Genomic DNA, 15754 nt, shown 5'->3' with positions numbered 1-15754 from the left:
GCTAAACGGCGACCGAATGGCGCCCCCGTCCTGACTGAAGATGAGTGTCGAAAATGGCCGCCACCGACCGGGCAAACGGCCGGCCGCGTTCGGTAAGGCTGAAGACGCCGTCCTCGATCGTCGTCAGCCCGTCCACATCCCTTGCGCGCCAGAGCTTTGCCTCCTCGACGACCGCTCCGGCGAGTTCAGGAAACTCCGCCTTGATTCGCGAGAACGAGAAGGCGAAATCGCACATGATGGATGCGATCACCCGCGCCCGCAGGCGATCATCAGGCGTCAGCATGTAGCCGCGCACCGCGGCCAGGCCTGCGTTCTCCACCTGGCGCAGATATTCGCCGGTTGCCGGCATATTCTGCACATAACCTTGACGGAACTGGCCGATCGCCGAGGCGCCAAGACCGATCAGGGTTTCGGCGCTGTCACATGTATAGCCCTGGAAATTCCGGCGCAGGCGCCCTTCCCGGTTGGCAACGGCCAGACTGTCGCCGGGCCTGGCGAAATGGTCGATGCCGATCGCCTCGTAGCCGGCGGCAACAAGCATGTCGGCCGCCCGGCTCATCTGGGCAAAACGTTCGACGATACCTGGCAGGCTCTCGTCTGATATCATCGACTGGTGCTTCTTCATCCACGGCACATGGGCATAGCCGAAGAGCGCGACGCGATCCGGCGCCAGCGACACGACGGCGTCGATCGTTGCCTCCAGCGACGACAGGCTCTGGTAGGGCAAGCCGTAAAGCACGTCGCAATTGACCGAACCCACGCCGCGGGCTCGCGAAGCCTCGATCGCATCACGCGTCTGCTCATAGGTCTGGATGCGGTTGATCGCCTTCTGTACCACGGGGTCGAAATCCTGGACGCCGAAGCTCGCCCGCGTCATGCCGATCGCTGCCAGCGCGTCGTGGCGCGCCGCGTCGAGGTCGTTCGGGTCCATCTCGATGCTGATTTCGCAATCGCTGGAAAATTCGAAGTGACTGCTGAAGGCGCGCTTGAGCGCGATCAGATCGTCCGGCCTGACCAGTGTCGGCGATCCGCCGCCCAGATGCAGCGCCGTGACCTTCGCTTGGCGGTTCACCCGCCCGCCGATCGTGGCGATTTCGCGGTGCAGTCCGTTCAGGTAGCTCGCCACCGGCTCGTAGCGTAACGTCTGCTTGGTGTGACAGGCACAGAACCAGCACAGCCGGTCGCAATAGGGCACATGGGCGTAAAGCGACAGCGCCTCACCCGGCCCGATGGCCTCTAGCCAGGACTGGTACTCAGCCTGACCGACCGCCTCCGAAAAATGCGGCGCGGTGGGGTAACTGGTATAGCGCGGCACGGGGCTCGCATATTTCAGGATCAGAGCGTCGTCCATCGGTCTCTCCGTCAAGATGGCAAACGCATAGGACGGATGGGAAAGCACGCCGTTGATTTTGATCAAGCCGTCGAATTAACACGTTAAAATTGACAATGCTCAATTCAACATGAGACATTGTTTCGCGCTTCCGGAATTAGCACCTGTCAACTCTTGATTTAACCGCCCGCATCCTCTTTGGTCCCTCGAACAAACCCGATGCAGGGAAGAAAGATTTGCAGATCGTGACCGAACATCGCCGCAAGGATATCCACAATTCGGACATTCCAGCCGTCTGTGCTGCCTGCGAGGCGCGCCACGGCGGCGTCTGCGGCACGCTGACTGCTGACCAGCTTCTCGACCTCAGCCGGCATTCGACCCGCAGGCGTGTCGAACCCGGTCGCGAGGTCGTCGGCCAGGGCGAAATGACTGACAGCTACGCCAACATCATCAGCGGCGTCGTCAAGCTGAGCAAGGTTCTCTCCGACGGACGCCAGCAGATCGTCGGCCTGCAGTTCGCTCCCGATTTCATGGGCCGGCCGTTCACGCGTGAAAGCGCGCTGACCGCCGAAGCGGCGATCGACACCGACATCTGTTCGTTCCCGCGCAATGTCATCGAGCGGCTCGTTGCCGATGCGCCGGGCCTTGAACACCGCCTGCACGAACAGGCGCTGAAGGAACTGGACGAAGCGCGCGACTGGATGCTGACGCTCGGCCGCAAGACCGCGCAGGAAAAGGTGGCGAGCTTTCTCTATATCATCGCCACTCACATCGATCCGGAAAACGGCACGGCAACAGCATTCGATCTGCCACTGTCGCGCGCCGATATCGCCGACTATCTCGGCCTGACGATCGAGACCGTCAGCCGGCAGGTGACCAAGCTGCGCAAGGACAATGTCATCCACATCGAAAACAGCCGTCACGTCACCGTGCCAAGCATGGACCGGTTGATGCAGGTGGCCGGCATCGACTGAGTCCGCCGTCCAAGGTTCAGCGCGTTTCCGCTTTAAAGAAGTCGCGGAAAACCGCTGCGCACTTCTCCGGGAAATGCTCTATCTCTTTGTTTTATGCATTCTCCGACGGAAAACCGCTCCGCACTTTTCCTGGAAATGCTTTTAACGCGTGATGACGATGCGCGTGTTTTTCAGCCCGTGTTCACGGGCAAGCGCGAAGAACTCCGCGGCATTGTTGGGATGCAACCGCACGCATCCGTGTGAGGCAGGGCGGCCCAGGCGCTTGACATCATAGGTCGCGTGAACAGCATAGCCACCGTTGAAGAACACGGCGTAAGGCATTGGCGCATCATCATATTTTTTCGAGCGATGATTGCGCGAAAGCCACTTGGCCTTCCAGCTCCCCTTCGGCGTGACATAGCCCTTGCGCGCGGTGGAAACCTTCCAGCGATACATCACGACGCCGTTCTGCTTTACCACCATCGTCTGGGAGGAGAGGCTGATCTTGGCAACGAGATTGGCGGCGTTCAGCGGCTGAACGGAAAACTGCATCAGAACGGCAATCACCACAATCAGGGATGTGTGTCGCATGCTTCACTCCCCGCGTGTGAAACCTCGACTGCATGCCTCCGATCAGCGGAGAAAATCCCGCAGCAGGCTTCAGGCGCGTTGCAGCATCCTTTGCGCGTCATATTTGACCCGCAAGGCCGCAATCAGTGGAACCAAACGTCCGCAGAGAATAACCGGCCCGTAATGTTGCAAGTTTAATACATATGGAAAGAAAAGTCTTAATGCCAAGATCAACTTGCCGTGGATACGCGGTAGAAACCGATCAAATCATGGCGATCAGAAGAACAGCCAAGGTCATTGCCGAACAAGCACCATAGAATACAGCGATACCGGCGTCGATGTCTTCGCTTTCGGCAACGGCGCGGCCAGGCCCATTGATCATCGGTTCGCTGACCATGACCCCGCCATAGACGCGCGGACCCGCTAGCTGCAGGTCCAGCGCGCCGGCCATCGCCGCTTCCGGCCAACCTGAGTTGGGGGAGCGGTGCAGGCCGTGATCGCGAAACGCCACTCCGATCGCATCGGCCGCCGCGGGGCGCCCACGATGCAGCCAGGCGCCGGCAGCGATCAACAGGACGGATAGTCTCGCTGCCGGCAGGTTGGCGACATCGTCGAGCCGGGCGGAGGCCCAGCCGAAATTGAGGTATTTCGGCGATTTGTGGCCGATCATCGAATCGGCGGTGTTCAGCATCTTGTAGGCGAGCAGCCCGGGAAGACCGGCAACCGCATACCAGAAGGCAGGCGCCACCACCCCATCGGAAAAGTTCTCGGCAAGGCTTTCGATCGCGGCGCGGCAGACGGCGGGCGCATCGAGCGTCTTCGGGTCGCGCCCGACGATCATCGACACGGCGTTTCGGCCGCCTTCCAGCCCCCCCAACCGCAAGCCTTCGGCAACGCGCCGGACATGATCGCCAAGGCTCTTCTGCGCCAGGAACACCGCAACGACGACAGCCTCGAGCAGGTAGCCGATGGGGGCCATCACCGAGAACAAGCGGTGCAGGATGCTGCCGGCAAGCACGCTGGCAAGCAGCAGCACGCCGATCGTCAGGATACCGCGTATTTTCAGGGCGCCGGCACCGAGGCTCTCATGCCTGTTCAGCGCCCCATCAAAAACCGCGATCGCCTTGCCGAAAAACACCACGGGATGCGGCAGGCGTGACCAGAGCCAGTCCGGATCACCGACGACACGATCAAGCAGCAGGGCAGCCACAAGGATGAGAAGAATCTCGCTCGACACTCAGCACTCCCCTGGGCGCAACGCGTCCCCAGGGCGCAACGCGTCCCCACGGCGCAGGGCGTCCGCCAGTCGCCGGTCACCTTCCGCATCGGGCGCAAGCCCGATCCTGAGCCAGCGAGAATCGTAGTCGAATTTGCGCGTCAGGATCTGCGCCTCGCAGAGATGACGGTGCAAGGCATGGGCATCGGCATGTTCCACCAGCACGAACAGCCCGGTTCCACCGATGCGCTTGAGACCGGCCTCATCAAGAACCGCATCGAGCCCGGCGCGACGCTCAAGAATGCCCGCGGCGATCGCTTGCGTATCGCCGGACATCAATGCCTTGGAGATAACCAGCGCCGGCCCGGACACTGCCCAGGGGCCGAGCCACTCACGAAATGCATCGAGCACGGTATCGGCTGCCACGACGAAGCCCAGGCGCAGGCCAGCCAGACCGAAAAATTTCCCGAAGGAGCGGAAGACGATGAGATTGTCGTGGGCGCCGACTTGGCCGGCGACACTGAAGTCCGGCTCCAGATCGCCGAAGGCCTCGTCGACGACCAGCACGCCGCCATTCGCCGCCATCGTCGCCGCCATCGCCAGGATTCCTGCCGGCTGGAAGGCGCGGCCGGTCGGGTTGTTGGGGTTGACCACAACTGCAAGGCCGTGGTCGACGCCAAGATCCTCGGCACGCTCCACCCGATCGACGGCAAAGCCTGCCGCGGCCAGCACGCGTGCGTATTCGCCATAGGTCGGGCCGAAGACCGCGACGCGGCGACCGGTAGGAACCAGCCGCGGCAACAGCTGGATCACCGACTGGGTGCCGGGAACCGGCAAGGGCTGGATACCATCGGTTCGGTAGTAGCTGGCGGCGGCAGCGCGCGCGCCATCGATCGTCAGTTTGTCGGGCAGCCGGTGCCAGGCCTGCTGCGGCACCGGCGGCAATTCGACCGGGCGCGGATTGATGCCGGTCGACAGGTCAAGCCAGTCCTCGAAGCGGCCGCCGAAACGGGCAGCGGCTTCGGTGACGCCGCCGCCATGCACGATCGGCGCGCTCATGGCCTGCCCGCAATATCGATGAGATGCATGAACGAGCCGGCGACATTATCGCGCTTCAAACCCGCCTGCCCCAGATCTACGCTGGCGGCATCGCTGACGGAAAACAGCCGATCGGCTGCCCCTTCCGAGACGATGGTCGCATAGTGGAATTCGTGCGCCGTCATGGGTCCATCGAAGAATGTGTTGTCGAGGGGCACGACGCGGCGGTAGCCGAGGTGCCGCCTGCGCTCGGCAAAACTTGTGGTGAGCGGCAGCAGGCCGAGCATTTCGTAGCGCGCACCGTCGGCCGCGACAAGCCCCTCGCCCAGCACCATGTAGCCGCCGCACTCGCCGAAGATCCGCGCGCCACGCCTGGCCGCCGTCCCGATACCGGATCGGAAGGCTGCCGCCGCCTGCAGGCGTCCAGCATGAAGCTCGGGATAGCCGCCCGGCAGATAGACCGCATCGGCCGCCACGTCCGGGCCTTCGTCGGCAAGTGGCGAAAAGAAGGAGATTTCCGCCCCGGCGCGGCGCCAGCCGAAGAGCAGGTGTTCGTAGCAGAAGGCGAAGGCCACATCCCGTGCCACGGCGATATGCTGGCCGAGCGGTTTGAACCGGGTGACCTCGGCCATCACCCGCTCTTCCGGTGAAAGTGCTGACGCAGCGCGGATCGCGTCGAGATCGCAGGTCGCCTCGACCCGGTCCGCCGCATAGTCGATGAAAGTTTCAAGCGTGCCGTGTTCTCCTGCCTGCACCAGGCCGAGGTGCCGCTCGGGCAGCTTCAGGGCACCATCCTGCCGCAGCACGCCGAAGACAGGCATGGCCACGCGCGTCAGCGCATCGCGCAGCATCATCTCATGCCGATCGCTGCCGACCTTGTTGAGAATGACGCCGGCAACGCGGATATCTTTGCGGTGATCGGCATAACCGCGCACCAGTGCCGCCACCGAATGCGACATGCGGGCACAATCGACCACCAGGATGACGGCGAGATCGAGTGCCGCGGCAAGATCGGCCGGCGCACCGCTGCCGTCGGCGGCACCGTCATGCAGGCCCATCATCGCCTCGACGACGAGCGTGCGCCCATCGGCGGCGTAGGCCGCATTTGTCGCGAGAAGCGCGGGGCGCATGGCCCAAGGGTCATAGTTGAGGCAGGGCTCGCCGCTCGCCGCGGTATGAAATGCCGGGTCGATATAATCAGGACCTGCCTTTCCCGGCGCGATCGCCATGCCGCGCCGTCGCATGGCGCGCATCAGCCCGAGTGTCACCGTGGTCTTGCCGGAGCCCGAACAGGGCGCGGCGATCAGCAATCCGCTCATGCGGGATCCCTGAGCCCGCGGCTTGCAAGAGGATCGGCCACAAGCTGCCGCCCATCAAGCGCCCCGATCCAGTCGAGCGACGCCCGCAGGCGCACGACCTCGCCGACGACGACGATCGCCGGCGGCTCCAGACCGGAAGCGATAACATCGGCTTCGGCGCGCGCCAGCGTCGTTTCGAGCACCGTCTGCTCCGGCGTTGCCGCATTGCAGACGAAGGCCACCGGCTCTTCCGGCGAGCGCCCGGCACCAATGAGATTGGCGGCGATGGCGCCGATATGTTTCATCGCCATGTACATCACGATCACGGGCGAGCCCGAGGCAATGCCTTGCCAATTGATGCGGTCCGGCACTAGGCCGGAGGAGTCGTGACCGGTCAGGAACGTGACGGCGTGGTTGACCTCGCGGTGGGTGACGGGAATGCCGGCATAGGCAAGCCCACCAATCCCGGCAGTAATGCCCGGCACGATGCGAAACGGGATGCGGTTTTCGACCAGCGTCAGCGCCTCCTCGCCACCCCGCCCGAAGACGAAGGGATCGCCGCCCTTGAGACGCAGGACGCGCTGGCCGGCGCGCGCCAGCTCGACGAGCCGGAGAGAAATATCGCGCTGTTTCGGCGAAGGCTTGCCACCGCGCTTGCCGGCAAACTCCAGCACGGCGCCCGGCCGGGCGAGCTTCAGGCAGTCCTCGTTGACCAGCGCGTCGTGAACGATGACATCCGCCTGCCGCAGCGCATTGGCGGCATGAAGCGTCAGCAGGCCGGGGTCGCCCGGGCCAGCGCCGACGAGCCAGACGGTACCGGGCTCAAGCGCAGGCAGGCCGGAAAAAATCGTGTCGTTCATGCCGTTTCTCCCGCCACGCGCTTAAAGCCTACCGCTGAACTGCCTTGGCACCGAGCGGATTCAGATTCACAGGAATTCCGCATAGTTATTTGAAATATCTTGCATATCTTTACCAAAACGCGATCCGAGAAATAGCTCATGATGCGGCCGCCAGGGTTGCCGGCATGATTGCCAGACGGTGATCGGCAGGCCCGGCAATCGCTGCCGTTGCATGTGAAGACGTGAGCTTGGCAACCAGCAACACGCTTGCCGAGCCGGCGCCGACAAGAGCGGCGCCCTCGGCAACACCGTGGCAGCCGGTATGGGCAAAGACAATCGCCGAGGGATTTTGCAGCCGGGGCGCTTCGGCTTCAAGCGTCGCCGCATCGAAGAAGCGTGCGGCCACGGCAAAGTGCTCGGCGGCAGCGTGGATCGCCGGCTCGCCGCGCCTCGCGTCGAGCGAGGCGACGAAGCCGATATCGGCTTTGTCAGCGCCGGCCTGCGCCAACGCCTTTTCGGCAAGCGCAATCACTTCATCAATCGGCGTGCCGCGCTCGCAGCCAAGACCGAGGACGAGTGGTCCCGGCGGTCGCCGCGCTATGCTGGATGATTTCATGGTCGACCTCGGCCCCCTTCGCGGCAATCCACACGAAGCGCCGCCCGGCTCAAATCCCGGGTCGGTCTGGACAGCACCGATTCCAGCCCCCTGCCTGGGTCGGCCGCATCGGACGCTCTTTCAGTCCGCCAGAAGCGGACGCCGTCGCACATCCGTCATTTTTACCGGAGGCAACCGCACGGGTCAAACCGGATTGCGCCATCGCCATGTCGCGTTTGACGAAACCCACCACTCGCCTTCGGCGCGCGCATACCGCCAGAACCGGCAATCGACGGAAGACAGCAAACGCCCATCCGAGTACCCATAGTCTCAGAATAAGGCACTGATTTCTTGAGAGAATTCTCATCTTGCGACGAGCATCGCAGATGCACCACGACAGAAGGCTTTGCATTTCGCCGCGGCCTCTGACACAAGGCGAGAAAGGCCTGCATACTCCTCCCTCCTCGAGTCTCTCCCGTGCAAGATCTCGCTTTCCACCTGCTCGTGTTCCTGTTCGTTGCCGCCTTCATTGCCGGCTTCATCGATTCGATCGCCGGCGGTGGCGGCATGATTACCATTCCCGCCATGCTGATTGCCGGCATCCCGCCGCTCCAGACGCTGGGCACCAACAAGCTGCAGGGGCTGTTCGGCTCGGGCTCGGCAACCCTTTCCTATGCCCGGCGCGGTCACGTGAACCTGAAAGAGCAATTGCCGATGGCGCTGATGTCGGCGGCGGGCTCCGTGTTGGGCGCGCTGCTCGCGACCGTCGTTCCCGGAGACGTTCTGAAGGCGATCCTACCCTTCCTGCTGATTGCCATCGCGCTCTATTTCGGCCTCAAGCCGAACATGGGCGACGTCGACCAGCACCGCCGCATCACGCCGTTCGTGTTCACGCTGACGCTCGTGCCGCTGATCGGCTTCTACGACGGCGTCTTCGGTCCCGGCACCGGCTCGTTCTTCATGCTCGGCTTCGTCACGCTTGCCGGATTCGGCGTCTTGAAGGCGACGGCACATACGAAATTCCTGAACTTCGGCTCGAATGTCGGCGCCTTCGCCGTCTTCCTGTTCTTCGGCGCCATCCTGTGGAAGATCGGCCTGATGATGGGCGTCGCCCAGTTCCTCGGCGCCCAGGTCGGCTCGCGCTATGCCATGGCCAAAGGCGCCAAGATCATCAAGCCGCTGCTCGTCGTCGTCTCGATCGCGCTGGCCGCCCGGTTGCTGGCCGACCCGACACATCCGCTGCGCATCTGGCTGGGGCTCTGAGGCGGGACCCACCTACGCGCTGTTTGCCTGTGCTGCCGAGCGCAGGCGGCCAACGTCATCCTCACGCGACCGGTCAAAGGCTCGGATCTGAAGAGCTGGGCGTTGGCGGTCGCCTGACGTGCGGGTCCCAGAAAGGCGCGTGTCGCACTGGCCCGCAAGCTGGCGGTGGTGTTGCACCACATGCTCATGGACAGAACCAACTTCATTCCCCACAAGGTGACGCCAGCCATGGCCGCTTGAGCCGGAAGGAGACAACAACACAGGTTTCGGGTGGGCACTGCCATCAGCCCCCCCGAGCGAGGTCCCTTCGCCGGGACGATGGATGGGTTAGGCCGCAGACTTGGGCGCAGCACTCAGGTGACTGCGCGCCCCTAGATTGGCCAGCCGGTCCTCAGCAGACCCCATAGAGCAGCGGCCCAGCGTCGACTGCGAACAGAAGCAAGCACTCGGCGAGGGATTAAGCTCACAAGGGATTGACTCAAGGCCCGTTACAGAAGGCCAAGTCTCCCGCACTCCTTGGCGGGAGGTTCGAACTTAGGAGATTACAATGAAAATTATTATCGCCGCAGTGGCATCACTCGCGTTTGCGACTTCCGCTATTGCTGCTGTGCCGTCGACGCCAACCGAGAAGAAGCCCACTGTCAAAACTGCAGGCCAAGTTGAACTGGCATGGGGCAAAAACCGCTCGGGCCAAACCACGACATCGTCCGACAAGTACTCGAACGGCAGGACCTTTCGCTGATCCAGCCTAATGCAAAAAGGGCGGCTGCGGCCGCCCTGAATTTTGGCAATATGCGGCTATGGCGGGAAGCGGTGACGTCCTCCCCAAGGCCCCCGCGGGTGTCACCTCTCACCGTCGGCTCGCCGGTGAAATTCCCGTAACCAAGACGAAAGTCGAGCAAGGCCGCACCTTGAGCCTCTAGTCGCTAGAGATTTCAGAGTGCCACTCATGCTTCGCCAGTCAGGGGCCGCATGGGGCCGCCTGCCCGCGAAGCGTCGTGCTGTCCTTCGCTCGCCTTGAGGTTCCAATGTTTACCACCCTGCCCGCCATCCTGATGCTTGTCGTCGGCCTGTTCACCCTGGCGCTGGCGATCCTGCGCCGCGTGCAGTCTGGCCGCTCGCCCGTTGTGCTGACCTATGGCAACGACGCGGAAGGTTTTGCCGGCAAGCTCTTTCGGATGATCGTGGCGGCGCTGGTGGTTCATCTCCTGGCGATCGCCGCCTTTCCCGATGCGGTCGGCGCCACGCTCGGCCGGATCCCGATGCTCGACAAGCCGCTCCTTCACGCCGTTGGCCTCGTGCTCATGACGCTCGGCGGCGGGTTGACGATGCTGTCGCAATGGGCGATGCGCCACTCGTGGAAGATCGGCATACCGGAGGAGCAGGACGCGCCGCTGGTCACCTCCGGCCTCTACGCGTTTTCCCGCAACCCGATTTATGTCGGCATGGTCACGGCGCTGACCGGCACCGTGCTGGCCGTGCCGAACGTCGCCTCGGTGGCGCTCACTCTCTCAGCCTGGATATCGATCTCCTATCAGATCCGCATGGAGGAAACGTACCTCTCCCGCGCTTTTGGCGAGGCGTATGGCGCCTATTGCAAGCGCGTCCGGCGGTGGATCTGAAATCACGCGGATTGCGCGCCAATGGAACCTGCGGCGGCTGGACCCGCACCCGACCTCAAAACACCGCCAGCAGCAGCGCGCCGGCGGCAATGAAAACGACACCGAGCCAGTTCATCAGGTTGAGCTTTTCGCCGAGGAACAGCACGCCGAAGATGGCGACCATGACGATCGACAGCTTGTCGATCGGCGCCACCCGCGCCGCATCGCCGAGCTTCAGGGCGCGGAAATAGGCAAGCCAGGAGGCGCCGGTGGCAAGGCCGGAAAGTGCCAGAAACAGCCATGTCCGCCCCGGGATTTCCGAAGGCTTCTGCCATTGCCCCGTTGCCGCGACGATGCCGGCCAACACGAGGAGGATGACGACGGTGCGGATCAGCGTGGCGAAGTCGGAGTTGATCTGGGCAACCCCGACCTTGGCAAACACTGCCGTGAGCGCCGCAAAGGCAGCCGAAAGCAGAGCCCAGAACTGCCAGCTCTGGCTCATCAGAACTCGACGCCCTTCTGCGCCTTGATGCCGGAGCGGAACGGATGCTTGATCAATTCCATCTCGGTCACCAGATCGGCGGCTTCGATCAGGTCTTCCTTGGCGTTGCGGCCGGTCAGGACCACATGGGTCATGTGCGGCTTTTCTTCCTTCAGGAAGCGCACGACTTCGGCCACGTCGATATAGTCGTAGCGCAGCGCGATGTTGATTTCGTCGAGCAGCACCATCGAGTTGCGCTCGTCGCGGATCAGTTCCTTGGCCTTCTCCCAGGCCTTTTCCGCCATCGCCACGTCGCGGGCGCGGTCCTGCGTTTCCCAGGTAAAACCCTCGCCGAGCGTATAGAACTGGCAGACATCGCCGAAATGCTTCTCGATCAGGTCGCGCTCTCCGGTTTCCCAGGCGCCCTTGATGAACTGCACGACGGCGCAGGGCATGCCATGGGCGATATGGCGGAAGATCATGCCGAAGCCGGCGGTCGACTTGCCCTTGCCCTTGCCGGTGTTGACAATGATCAGACCCTTCTCGTCGGTCTTCGTCGCCATGATCTTTTCGCGTGCGGTCTTCTTCTTCGCCATCTTCATCGCATGGCGGGCATCATCCTTTTCGGCGACACCTTCACCCGTGCTCACCACTTCTTCGCTCATGACGTTCTCCTCAATCATATGAATCTATCGTGGGATGCGGACGTAGTACCGCCCGCGATCTCACTCTTTGCAATTGCGCAACTCCGGACGGAAAACCGTTTCAAGCTTTCCCCGGAGCTGCTCTATTCGTTTCCGGCGCGAAGCCGCACCGCAGCCGTTGTGCGGCCGCTCAGTTCAAAGCGTGCCGAGTTGGAGCGCGGGATCCAGAGATTACGGTCGATCGCCTCCAGCAACCGCTCCGAGAGCTCGGCGAGTGCCGCCGGGTTCTTGTCGCGCAGGAAGCCTGACACCCGCTCGTCGACGATGAAAGCCTGGTAGGCAGCCTCGAAATGATGGTCGCGCACGGCACCCGTGGTTGCGGCAAAGGCAAACATGTAGTCGACCGTCGCGGCGATCTCGAAGGCGCCCTTGTAGCCGTGGCGCATGACGCCATCGATCCACTTGGGGTTGACGACGCGCGCGCGCACCACACGGCCGATCTCTTCCTCCAGCGAGCGGATGACCGGCTTTTCCGGCCGGGAGTGGTCATTGTGGTAAATCGCCGGCCGGGCGCCGCTCAGGTGCTCGGCGGCAAGGCTCATGCCGCCTTCGAACTGGTAGTAGTCGTCGCTGTCGAGCAGGTCGTGTTCGCGGTTGTCCTGGTTCTGGACCACCGCTTCGATCGTGCGCAGCCGCTCCTCGAAGAGCTCCCGTCCCGCCTTGCCCTCCTCGCCGGCGCCATAGGCATAGGCGCCCCAGGTGAGATAGGCATCGGCGAGATCGGCTTTGCTGTCCCAGCCCTTCTCGTCGATCAGCGCCTGCAGGCCGGCGCCGTAGGCTCCGGGCTTGGCACCGAAGACGCGGTAGGAGGCGCGGCGCGCGGCTTCCGCCGGCTCGACGCCCGACGCCTCCAGCCGCTGCGTCTCGGCGCGCATGCGCGCGGCGATCATATTGTCGGCATCGTCTTCCTCAAGCGCCCCGACGGCACGGATCGCCTTGTCGAACAGCGCGATCTGGTCCGGGAAGGCATCGCGGAAGAAGCCTGATATCCGCAGCGTCACGTCGACGCGCGGGCGGCCAAGCATCGCCAGAGGCACGATTTCATAGCCCATCACCCGGCGCGAGACCATGTCCCAGGTGGGCTTGGTGCCGATCAGCGCCAGGGCCTGGGCGATGTCGTCACCGCCGGTGCGCATGTTCGCCGTGCCCCAGGCCGTCAGGCCGAATGAGGACGGCCATTCGCCGTGATCCTGCAGATAGCGGCGGATCAGCAGTTCGGCGGATTTCTTGCCAAGTTCAAAGGCCGCCGGCGTCGGCACCGAGCGGCTGTCGACGGAGTAGAAATTGCGGCCGGTCGGCAGCACGTCGGGACGGCCGCGGGTCGGCGCGCCGGAAGGCCCCGGCGCCACGAAGCGGCCATCAAGGCCGGTGAGAAAGCCGGCCATCTCGGCAGCGCCGGAGTTGATGATCGATGGCTTCAGTCGCGCCTCGATCTCGCCAAGCACGGTGCGGGTGGCAGGCCAGTCCTCGGGCGCGAGCGTCTCGCCAGAAACGAACGCCGCCGCCAGCAGCTCGATGCGCTCGACAGTATCGCCGGCCGTCCGCCACGGTGCATCGGAAATGGAGGAAAGCATGTCCGGCCGTGCGCCTTCCCAGGGATCGGACATCACGCAATCGAGCGGATCGAAGCCGAGCCCGGCATCCGCGGCCATCGCCCGCTGCAGGCTCTGGTCGGCGCCTTCGCCAAGGCTGCGCGGCACCCGCGCCAGCGCCACGGTCAGGTCGGTCAGCAACCGCCCCTCCGGTGCAACGCCAAAAATGTGCAGGCCATCGCGGATCTGCATTTCCTTGAGGTCGCAGAGATAGGCGTCGAGCTTCTCCAGCGCCTTGTCGTCGCTGTCGCCCTTGTCGATACCGGCATCGTGGTCGAGGCCGATGTCACGCACGAGGTCGAGGATCTGCCGGCTGAGCAGCCTGAGCCGGCGCGGATCGCCGCCGGCCGCGTCGTAATATTCGTCGACCAGCGCTTCGAGATCCTTCAGCGGCCCATAGGATTCCGCCCTCGTCAGCGGCGGCGTCAAATGGTCGATGATGACGGCGCTGGTGCGGCGCTTGGCTTGCGTGCCCTCGCCGGGATCGTTGACGATGAAGGGGTAGACATGCGGTAGCGGCCCAAAGATCGCCTCGGGATAACAGGTCTCCGACAGCGCTAAGGCCTTGCCGGGCAGCCATTCCAGATTGCCGTGCTTGCCCATATGCACAATGGCCTGCGCGCCGAACTGGTTGCGCAGGAAAGCGTAGAAGGCGAGATATCCGTGCGGCGGCACCAGATCCGGCGAATGGTAGCTTTCCTTCGGATCGATGTTGTAGCCGCGCGCCGGCTGGATGCCGACGACAATCTCGCCGAAGCGGGCAAGCGGCAGCGCGAAGGCGCCATCGAGGAAGAACGGGTCGGTTTCCGGCGCACCCCAGCGGTCGCTGACCTCATCCTGAATCTGTTTCGGAAGCGAATCGAAGAACGTATTGTAATCGCTGAACGAAAGAACTTCGCGGATCTCGCGATCGCGGCTCGCCGCGTTGGTCGGCCCAGCCATCAGGTAGCCGATCAGTGCATCGCCATCCTCAGGCACGCCGGCGACGGGATAACCTTCGCTCGCCATGGCGCGCAGCACTTCAACCGTGCCCGCCGGCGTATCGAGCCCGACGCCATTGCCGAGTCGGCCATCGCGATTGGGGTAATTGGCCATGATGATGGCGATCCGCCGTTCGGCCGGACAGGCGCGGCGCAGTTTTGCCCAATTGACCGCAAGCCTGGCGGCAAAGCGGACCCGGTCGGAAAGCGGTTCGTGCCCGACGATGTTGGCTTCGACCTTGGGATCGTAGATCGAGGCCGCCTTGAAGGAGACGGCGCGCGCCAGAATGCGGCCATCGACCTCCGGCAAGGCAACGTTCATGGCGAGATCGCGCGCCATCAGCCCCTGCGGCGAGGCCTGCCATTGCGCGCGCGACGATCCGGAGAAGATCACCTGCAGCACCGGCGCGCCGGTTGATTCCAACACGGTCGGCTGCCTGTCGGCACCGGGCGAGGAAACGGCAAAGCCGGTGGCGTTCATCACCACGTCGGGTGCCGCCTCGGAAAAAATCGATTGCAGCGTGCCGACCGAAACGGCATCCTTGAGGCTGGAGACAAACAGCGGCAACACGCGCATGCCTTCGGCGGCAAGCGCCTCGATCAGCGCTTCGACCGGCCGGGTCTCGCCGCTCTGGACCAGGGCGCGATAAAAGCAGATCCCGACTGTCGGGGGTTCGAATCCCTCCCCCGCGACCATCCGCTCTTGGACACGTGCCTTCCATTCGCTGACGCCGATGACGCCCGCGCCCGGCCACCAGATGCCGGCCTTGAGCAGCGGTTTTGCCGGCTGCGGCTTTTCCGCGTCTGAGATCAACGCCTCGGCGTAGTCGAGGAACAGGCCGGCATTGTCAGCGCCGCCCTCGGTGAAATAGGCCCAGAGGCGCTGGCGGTCGTCGGCCTCAACGGTCGAAAACGGCTCGAGGCCGGGATCGGGCTTGTCGTCGCCGGGCAGCACCGCGATCTGGAAGCGGTGGGTGACGGCGGCGGCATGCAATGCTTCCAGCACATAACGGAAATAGCTGGCGCCACCGAGCGGCCTGACCACGATGAGTTTTGCATGCCTTGCCGTGCGCTCGACATAGGTGTCGACCGACATCGGGTGCATCAGGTTCATCAGGCTGGCGATGCGCAGGCTCAGCTCCCCGTCGCGCCGGCCATGGGCCGCCGCGATCGACGAAAGCTCGGTGTCGGCGGCCGACAGGAAAAGCACGTCGGCCGGCGTTTGCCCCAGGTCGATCGCCTCGTTGCCGTCGGCGATCGTTCCTTTCTGGGCGAGAAGCAGATGCATGTTTCT

14 protein-coding genes are annotated in these 15754 nt (G+C 63.7%); 4 read left to right on the top strand and 10 right to left on the bottom strand.

Annotation, left to right across the window (positions count from 1 at the left end; genetic code table 11):
• Position 1: 1 nt before the first annotated feature.
• Positions 2-1351 (bottom strand): oxygen-independent coproporphyrinogen III oxidase, encoded by a 1350-nt coding sequence (gene hemN, locus IB264_RS09840; RefSeq protein ID WP_025427361.1) that lies wholly within the window; start codon positions 1349-1351, stop codon positions 2-4.
• Between the two features lie 215 nt (positions 1352-1566).
• Between hemN and IB264_RS09835 the strand changes: the two genes are divergently transcribed.
• Positions 1567-2304: a Crp/Fnr family transcriptional regulator gene (locus IB264_RS09835; RefSeq protein ID WP_051509171.1), complete on the top strand. Its 738-nt coding sequence runs from the start codon at positions 1567-1569 to the stop codon at positions 2302-2304.
• 141 nt (positions 2305-2445) lie between these two features.
• Here the strand turns inward: IB264_RS09835 and IB264_RS09830 are convergent, their stop codons facing one another.
• From IB264_RS09830 to IB264_RS09805, 6 genes are all read right to left on the bottom strand, one after another.
• A complete protein-coding gene (locus IB264_RS09830; protein WP_025427363.1) occupies positions 2446-2874 on the bottom strand; it encodes a L,D-transpeptidase in 429 nt (142 codons plus the stop codon).
• Between the two features lie 241 nt (positions 2875-3115).
• Positions 3116-4090: an adenosylcobinamide-phosphate synthase CbiB gene (gene cbiB, locus IB264_RS09825; RefSeq protein ID WP_025427364.1), complete on the bottom strand. Its 975-nt coding sequence runs from the start codon at positions 4088-4090 to the stop codon at positions 3116-3118.
• Positions 4091-5128 carry a threonine-phosphate decarboxylase CobD gene (cobD, locus tag IB264_RS09820; protein WP_025427365.1) on the bottom strand — a complete coding sequence of 346 codons (1038 nt, stop codon included), beginning with the start codon at positions 5126-5128 and terminating at the stop codon, positions 4091-4093. It abuts the gene before it with no gap.
• Complete coding sequence (locus tag IB264_RS09815) at positions 5125-6426, bottom strand: cobyrinate a,c-diamide synthase (protein WP_025427366.1); 1302 nt, start codon at positions 6424-6426, stop codon at positions 5125-5127. The genes cobD and IB264_RS09815 overlap by 4 nt, the downstream gene beginning before the upstream one ends.
• The gene (gene cobA / locus IB264_RS09810) at positions 6423-7265 is read right to left on the bottom strand and encodes a uroporphyrinogen-III C-methyltransferase (RefSeq protein ID WP_025427367.1); all 843 of its coding nucleotides are present in this window, start codon (positions 7263-7265) and stop codon (positions 6423-6425) included. Before cobA ends, IB264_RS09815 begins: the two co-directional genes overlap by 4 nt.
• Positions 7266-7401: 136 nt before the next feature.
• Positions 7402-7860: a cobalamin biosynthesis protein gene (locus IB264_RS09805; RefSeq protein ID WP_025427368.1), complete on the bottom strand. Its 459-nt coding sequence runs from the start codon at positions 7858-7860 to the stop codon at positions 7402-7404.
• A 456-nt stretch (positions 7861-8316) separates the two neighbouring features.
• Between IB264_RS09805 and IB264_RS09800 the strand changes: the two genes are divergently transcribed.
• From IB264_RS09800 to IB264_RS09790, 3 genes are all read left to right on the top strand, one after another.
• Positions 8317-9102 carry a TSUP family transporter gene (locus tag IB264_RS09800; protein WP_025427369.1) on the top strand — a complete coding sequence of 262 codons (786 nt, stop codon included), beginning with the start codon at positions 8317-8319 and terminating at the stop codon, positions 9100-9102.
• Positions 9103-9649: 547 nt separating this feature from the next.
• Entirely contained in the window at positions 9650-9844 is a 195-nt protein-coding gene (locus IB264_RS09795; protein ID WP_025427370.1) for a hypothetical protein, read from the top strand.
• A gap of 286 nt (positions 9845-10130) precedes the next feature.
• On the top strand, positions 10131-10724 hold the full coding sequence (locus IB264_RS09790) for an isoprenylcysteine carboxylmethyltransferase family protein (RefSeq protein ID WP_025427371.1): 594 nt from the start codon (positions 10131-10133) through the stop codon (positions 10722-10724).
• Positions 10725-10779: 55 nt separating this feature from the next.
• Here IB264_RS09790 and IB264_RS09785 read toward each other — a convergent pair whose 3' ends face one another.
• The 3 genes from IB264_RS09785 to cobN form a co-directional block, all read right to left on the bottom strand.
• Positions 10780-11205, bottom strand: a complete 426-nt coding sequence (locus tag IB264_RS09785) for an EamA family transporter (RefSeq protein ID WP_025427372.1) — start codon at positions 11203-11205, stop codon at positions 10780-10782.
• Positions 11205-11849, bottom strand: coding sequence for a cob(I)yrinic acid a,c-diamide adenosyltransferase (gene cobO / locus IB264_RS09780; RefSeq protein ID WP_025427373.1), 645 nt, complete (start codon positions 11847-11849; stop codon positions 11205-11207). The genes IB264_RS09785 and cobO overlap by 1 nt, the downstream gene beginning before the upstream one ends.
• A gap of 122 nt (positions 11850-11971) precedes the next feature.
• A complete protein-coding gene (gene cobN / locus IB264_RS09775; protein ID WP_025427374.1) occupies positions 11972-15748 on the bottom strand; it encodes a cobaltochelatase subunit CobN in 3777 nt (1258 codons plus the stop codon).
• Positions 15749-15754 lie beyond the last annotated feature (6 nt).

The sequence above is a fragment of the Ensifer sp. ENS11 genome (assembly GCF_014851895.1).
Lineage (GTDB): Bacteria > Pseudomonadota > Alphaproteobacteria > Rhizobiales > Rhizobiaceae > Ensifer > Ensifer canadensis.
The sequence above is the reverse complement of the archived record's forward strand: the minus strand, read 5'-3'. Positions and strand labels throughout refer to the sequence as shown.

Bases quoted from the DNA above. Each gene is read 5' to 3' on its own strand.
- hemN (WP_025427361.1), bottom strand. From the start codon at position 1,351: ATGGACGACGCTCTGATCCTGAAATATGCGAGCCCCGTGCCGCGCTAT.
- IB264_RS09830 (WP_025427363.1), bottom strand. From the start codon at position 2,874: ATGCGACACACATCCCTGATTGTGGTGATTGCCGTTCTGATGCAGTTT.
- cobD (WP_025427365.1), bottom strand. From the start codon at position 5,128: ATGAGCGCGCCGATCGTGCATGGCGGCGGCGTCACCGAAGCCGCTGCC.
- IB264_RS09815 (WP_025427366.1), bottom strand. From the start codon at position 6,426: ATGAGCGGATTGCTGATCGCCGCGCCCTGTTCGGGCTCCGGCAAGACC.
- cobA (WP_025427367.1), bottom strand. From the start codon at position 7,265: ATGAACGACACGATTTTTTCCGGCCTGCCTGCGCTTGAGCCCGGTACC.
- IB264_RS09805 (WP_025427368.1), bottom strand. From the start codon at position 7,860: ATGAAATCATCCAGCATAGCGCGGCGACCGCCGGGACCACTCGTCCTC.
- IB264_RS09795 (WP_025427370.1), top strand. From the start codon at position 9,650: ATGAAAATTATTATCGCCGCAGTGGCATCACTCGCGTTTGCGACTTCC.
- IB264_RS09790 (WP_025427371.1), top strand. From the start codon at position 10,131: ATGTTTACCACCCTGCCCGCCATCCTGATGCTTGTCGTCGGCCTGTTC.
- IB264_RS09785 (WP_025427372.1), bottom strand. From the start codon at position 11,205: ATGAGCCAGAGCTGGCAGTTCTGGGCTCTGCTTTCGGCTGCCTTTGCG.
- cobO (WP_025427373.1), bottom strand. From the start codon at position 11,849: ATGAGCGAAGAAGTGGTGAGCACGGGTGAAGGTGTCGCCGAAAAGGAT.
- cobN (WP_025427374.1), bottom strand. From the start codon at position 15,748: ATGCATCTGCTTCTCGCCCAGAAAGGAACGATCGCCGACGGCAACGAG.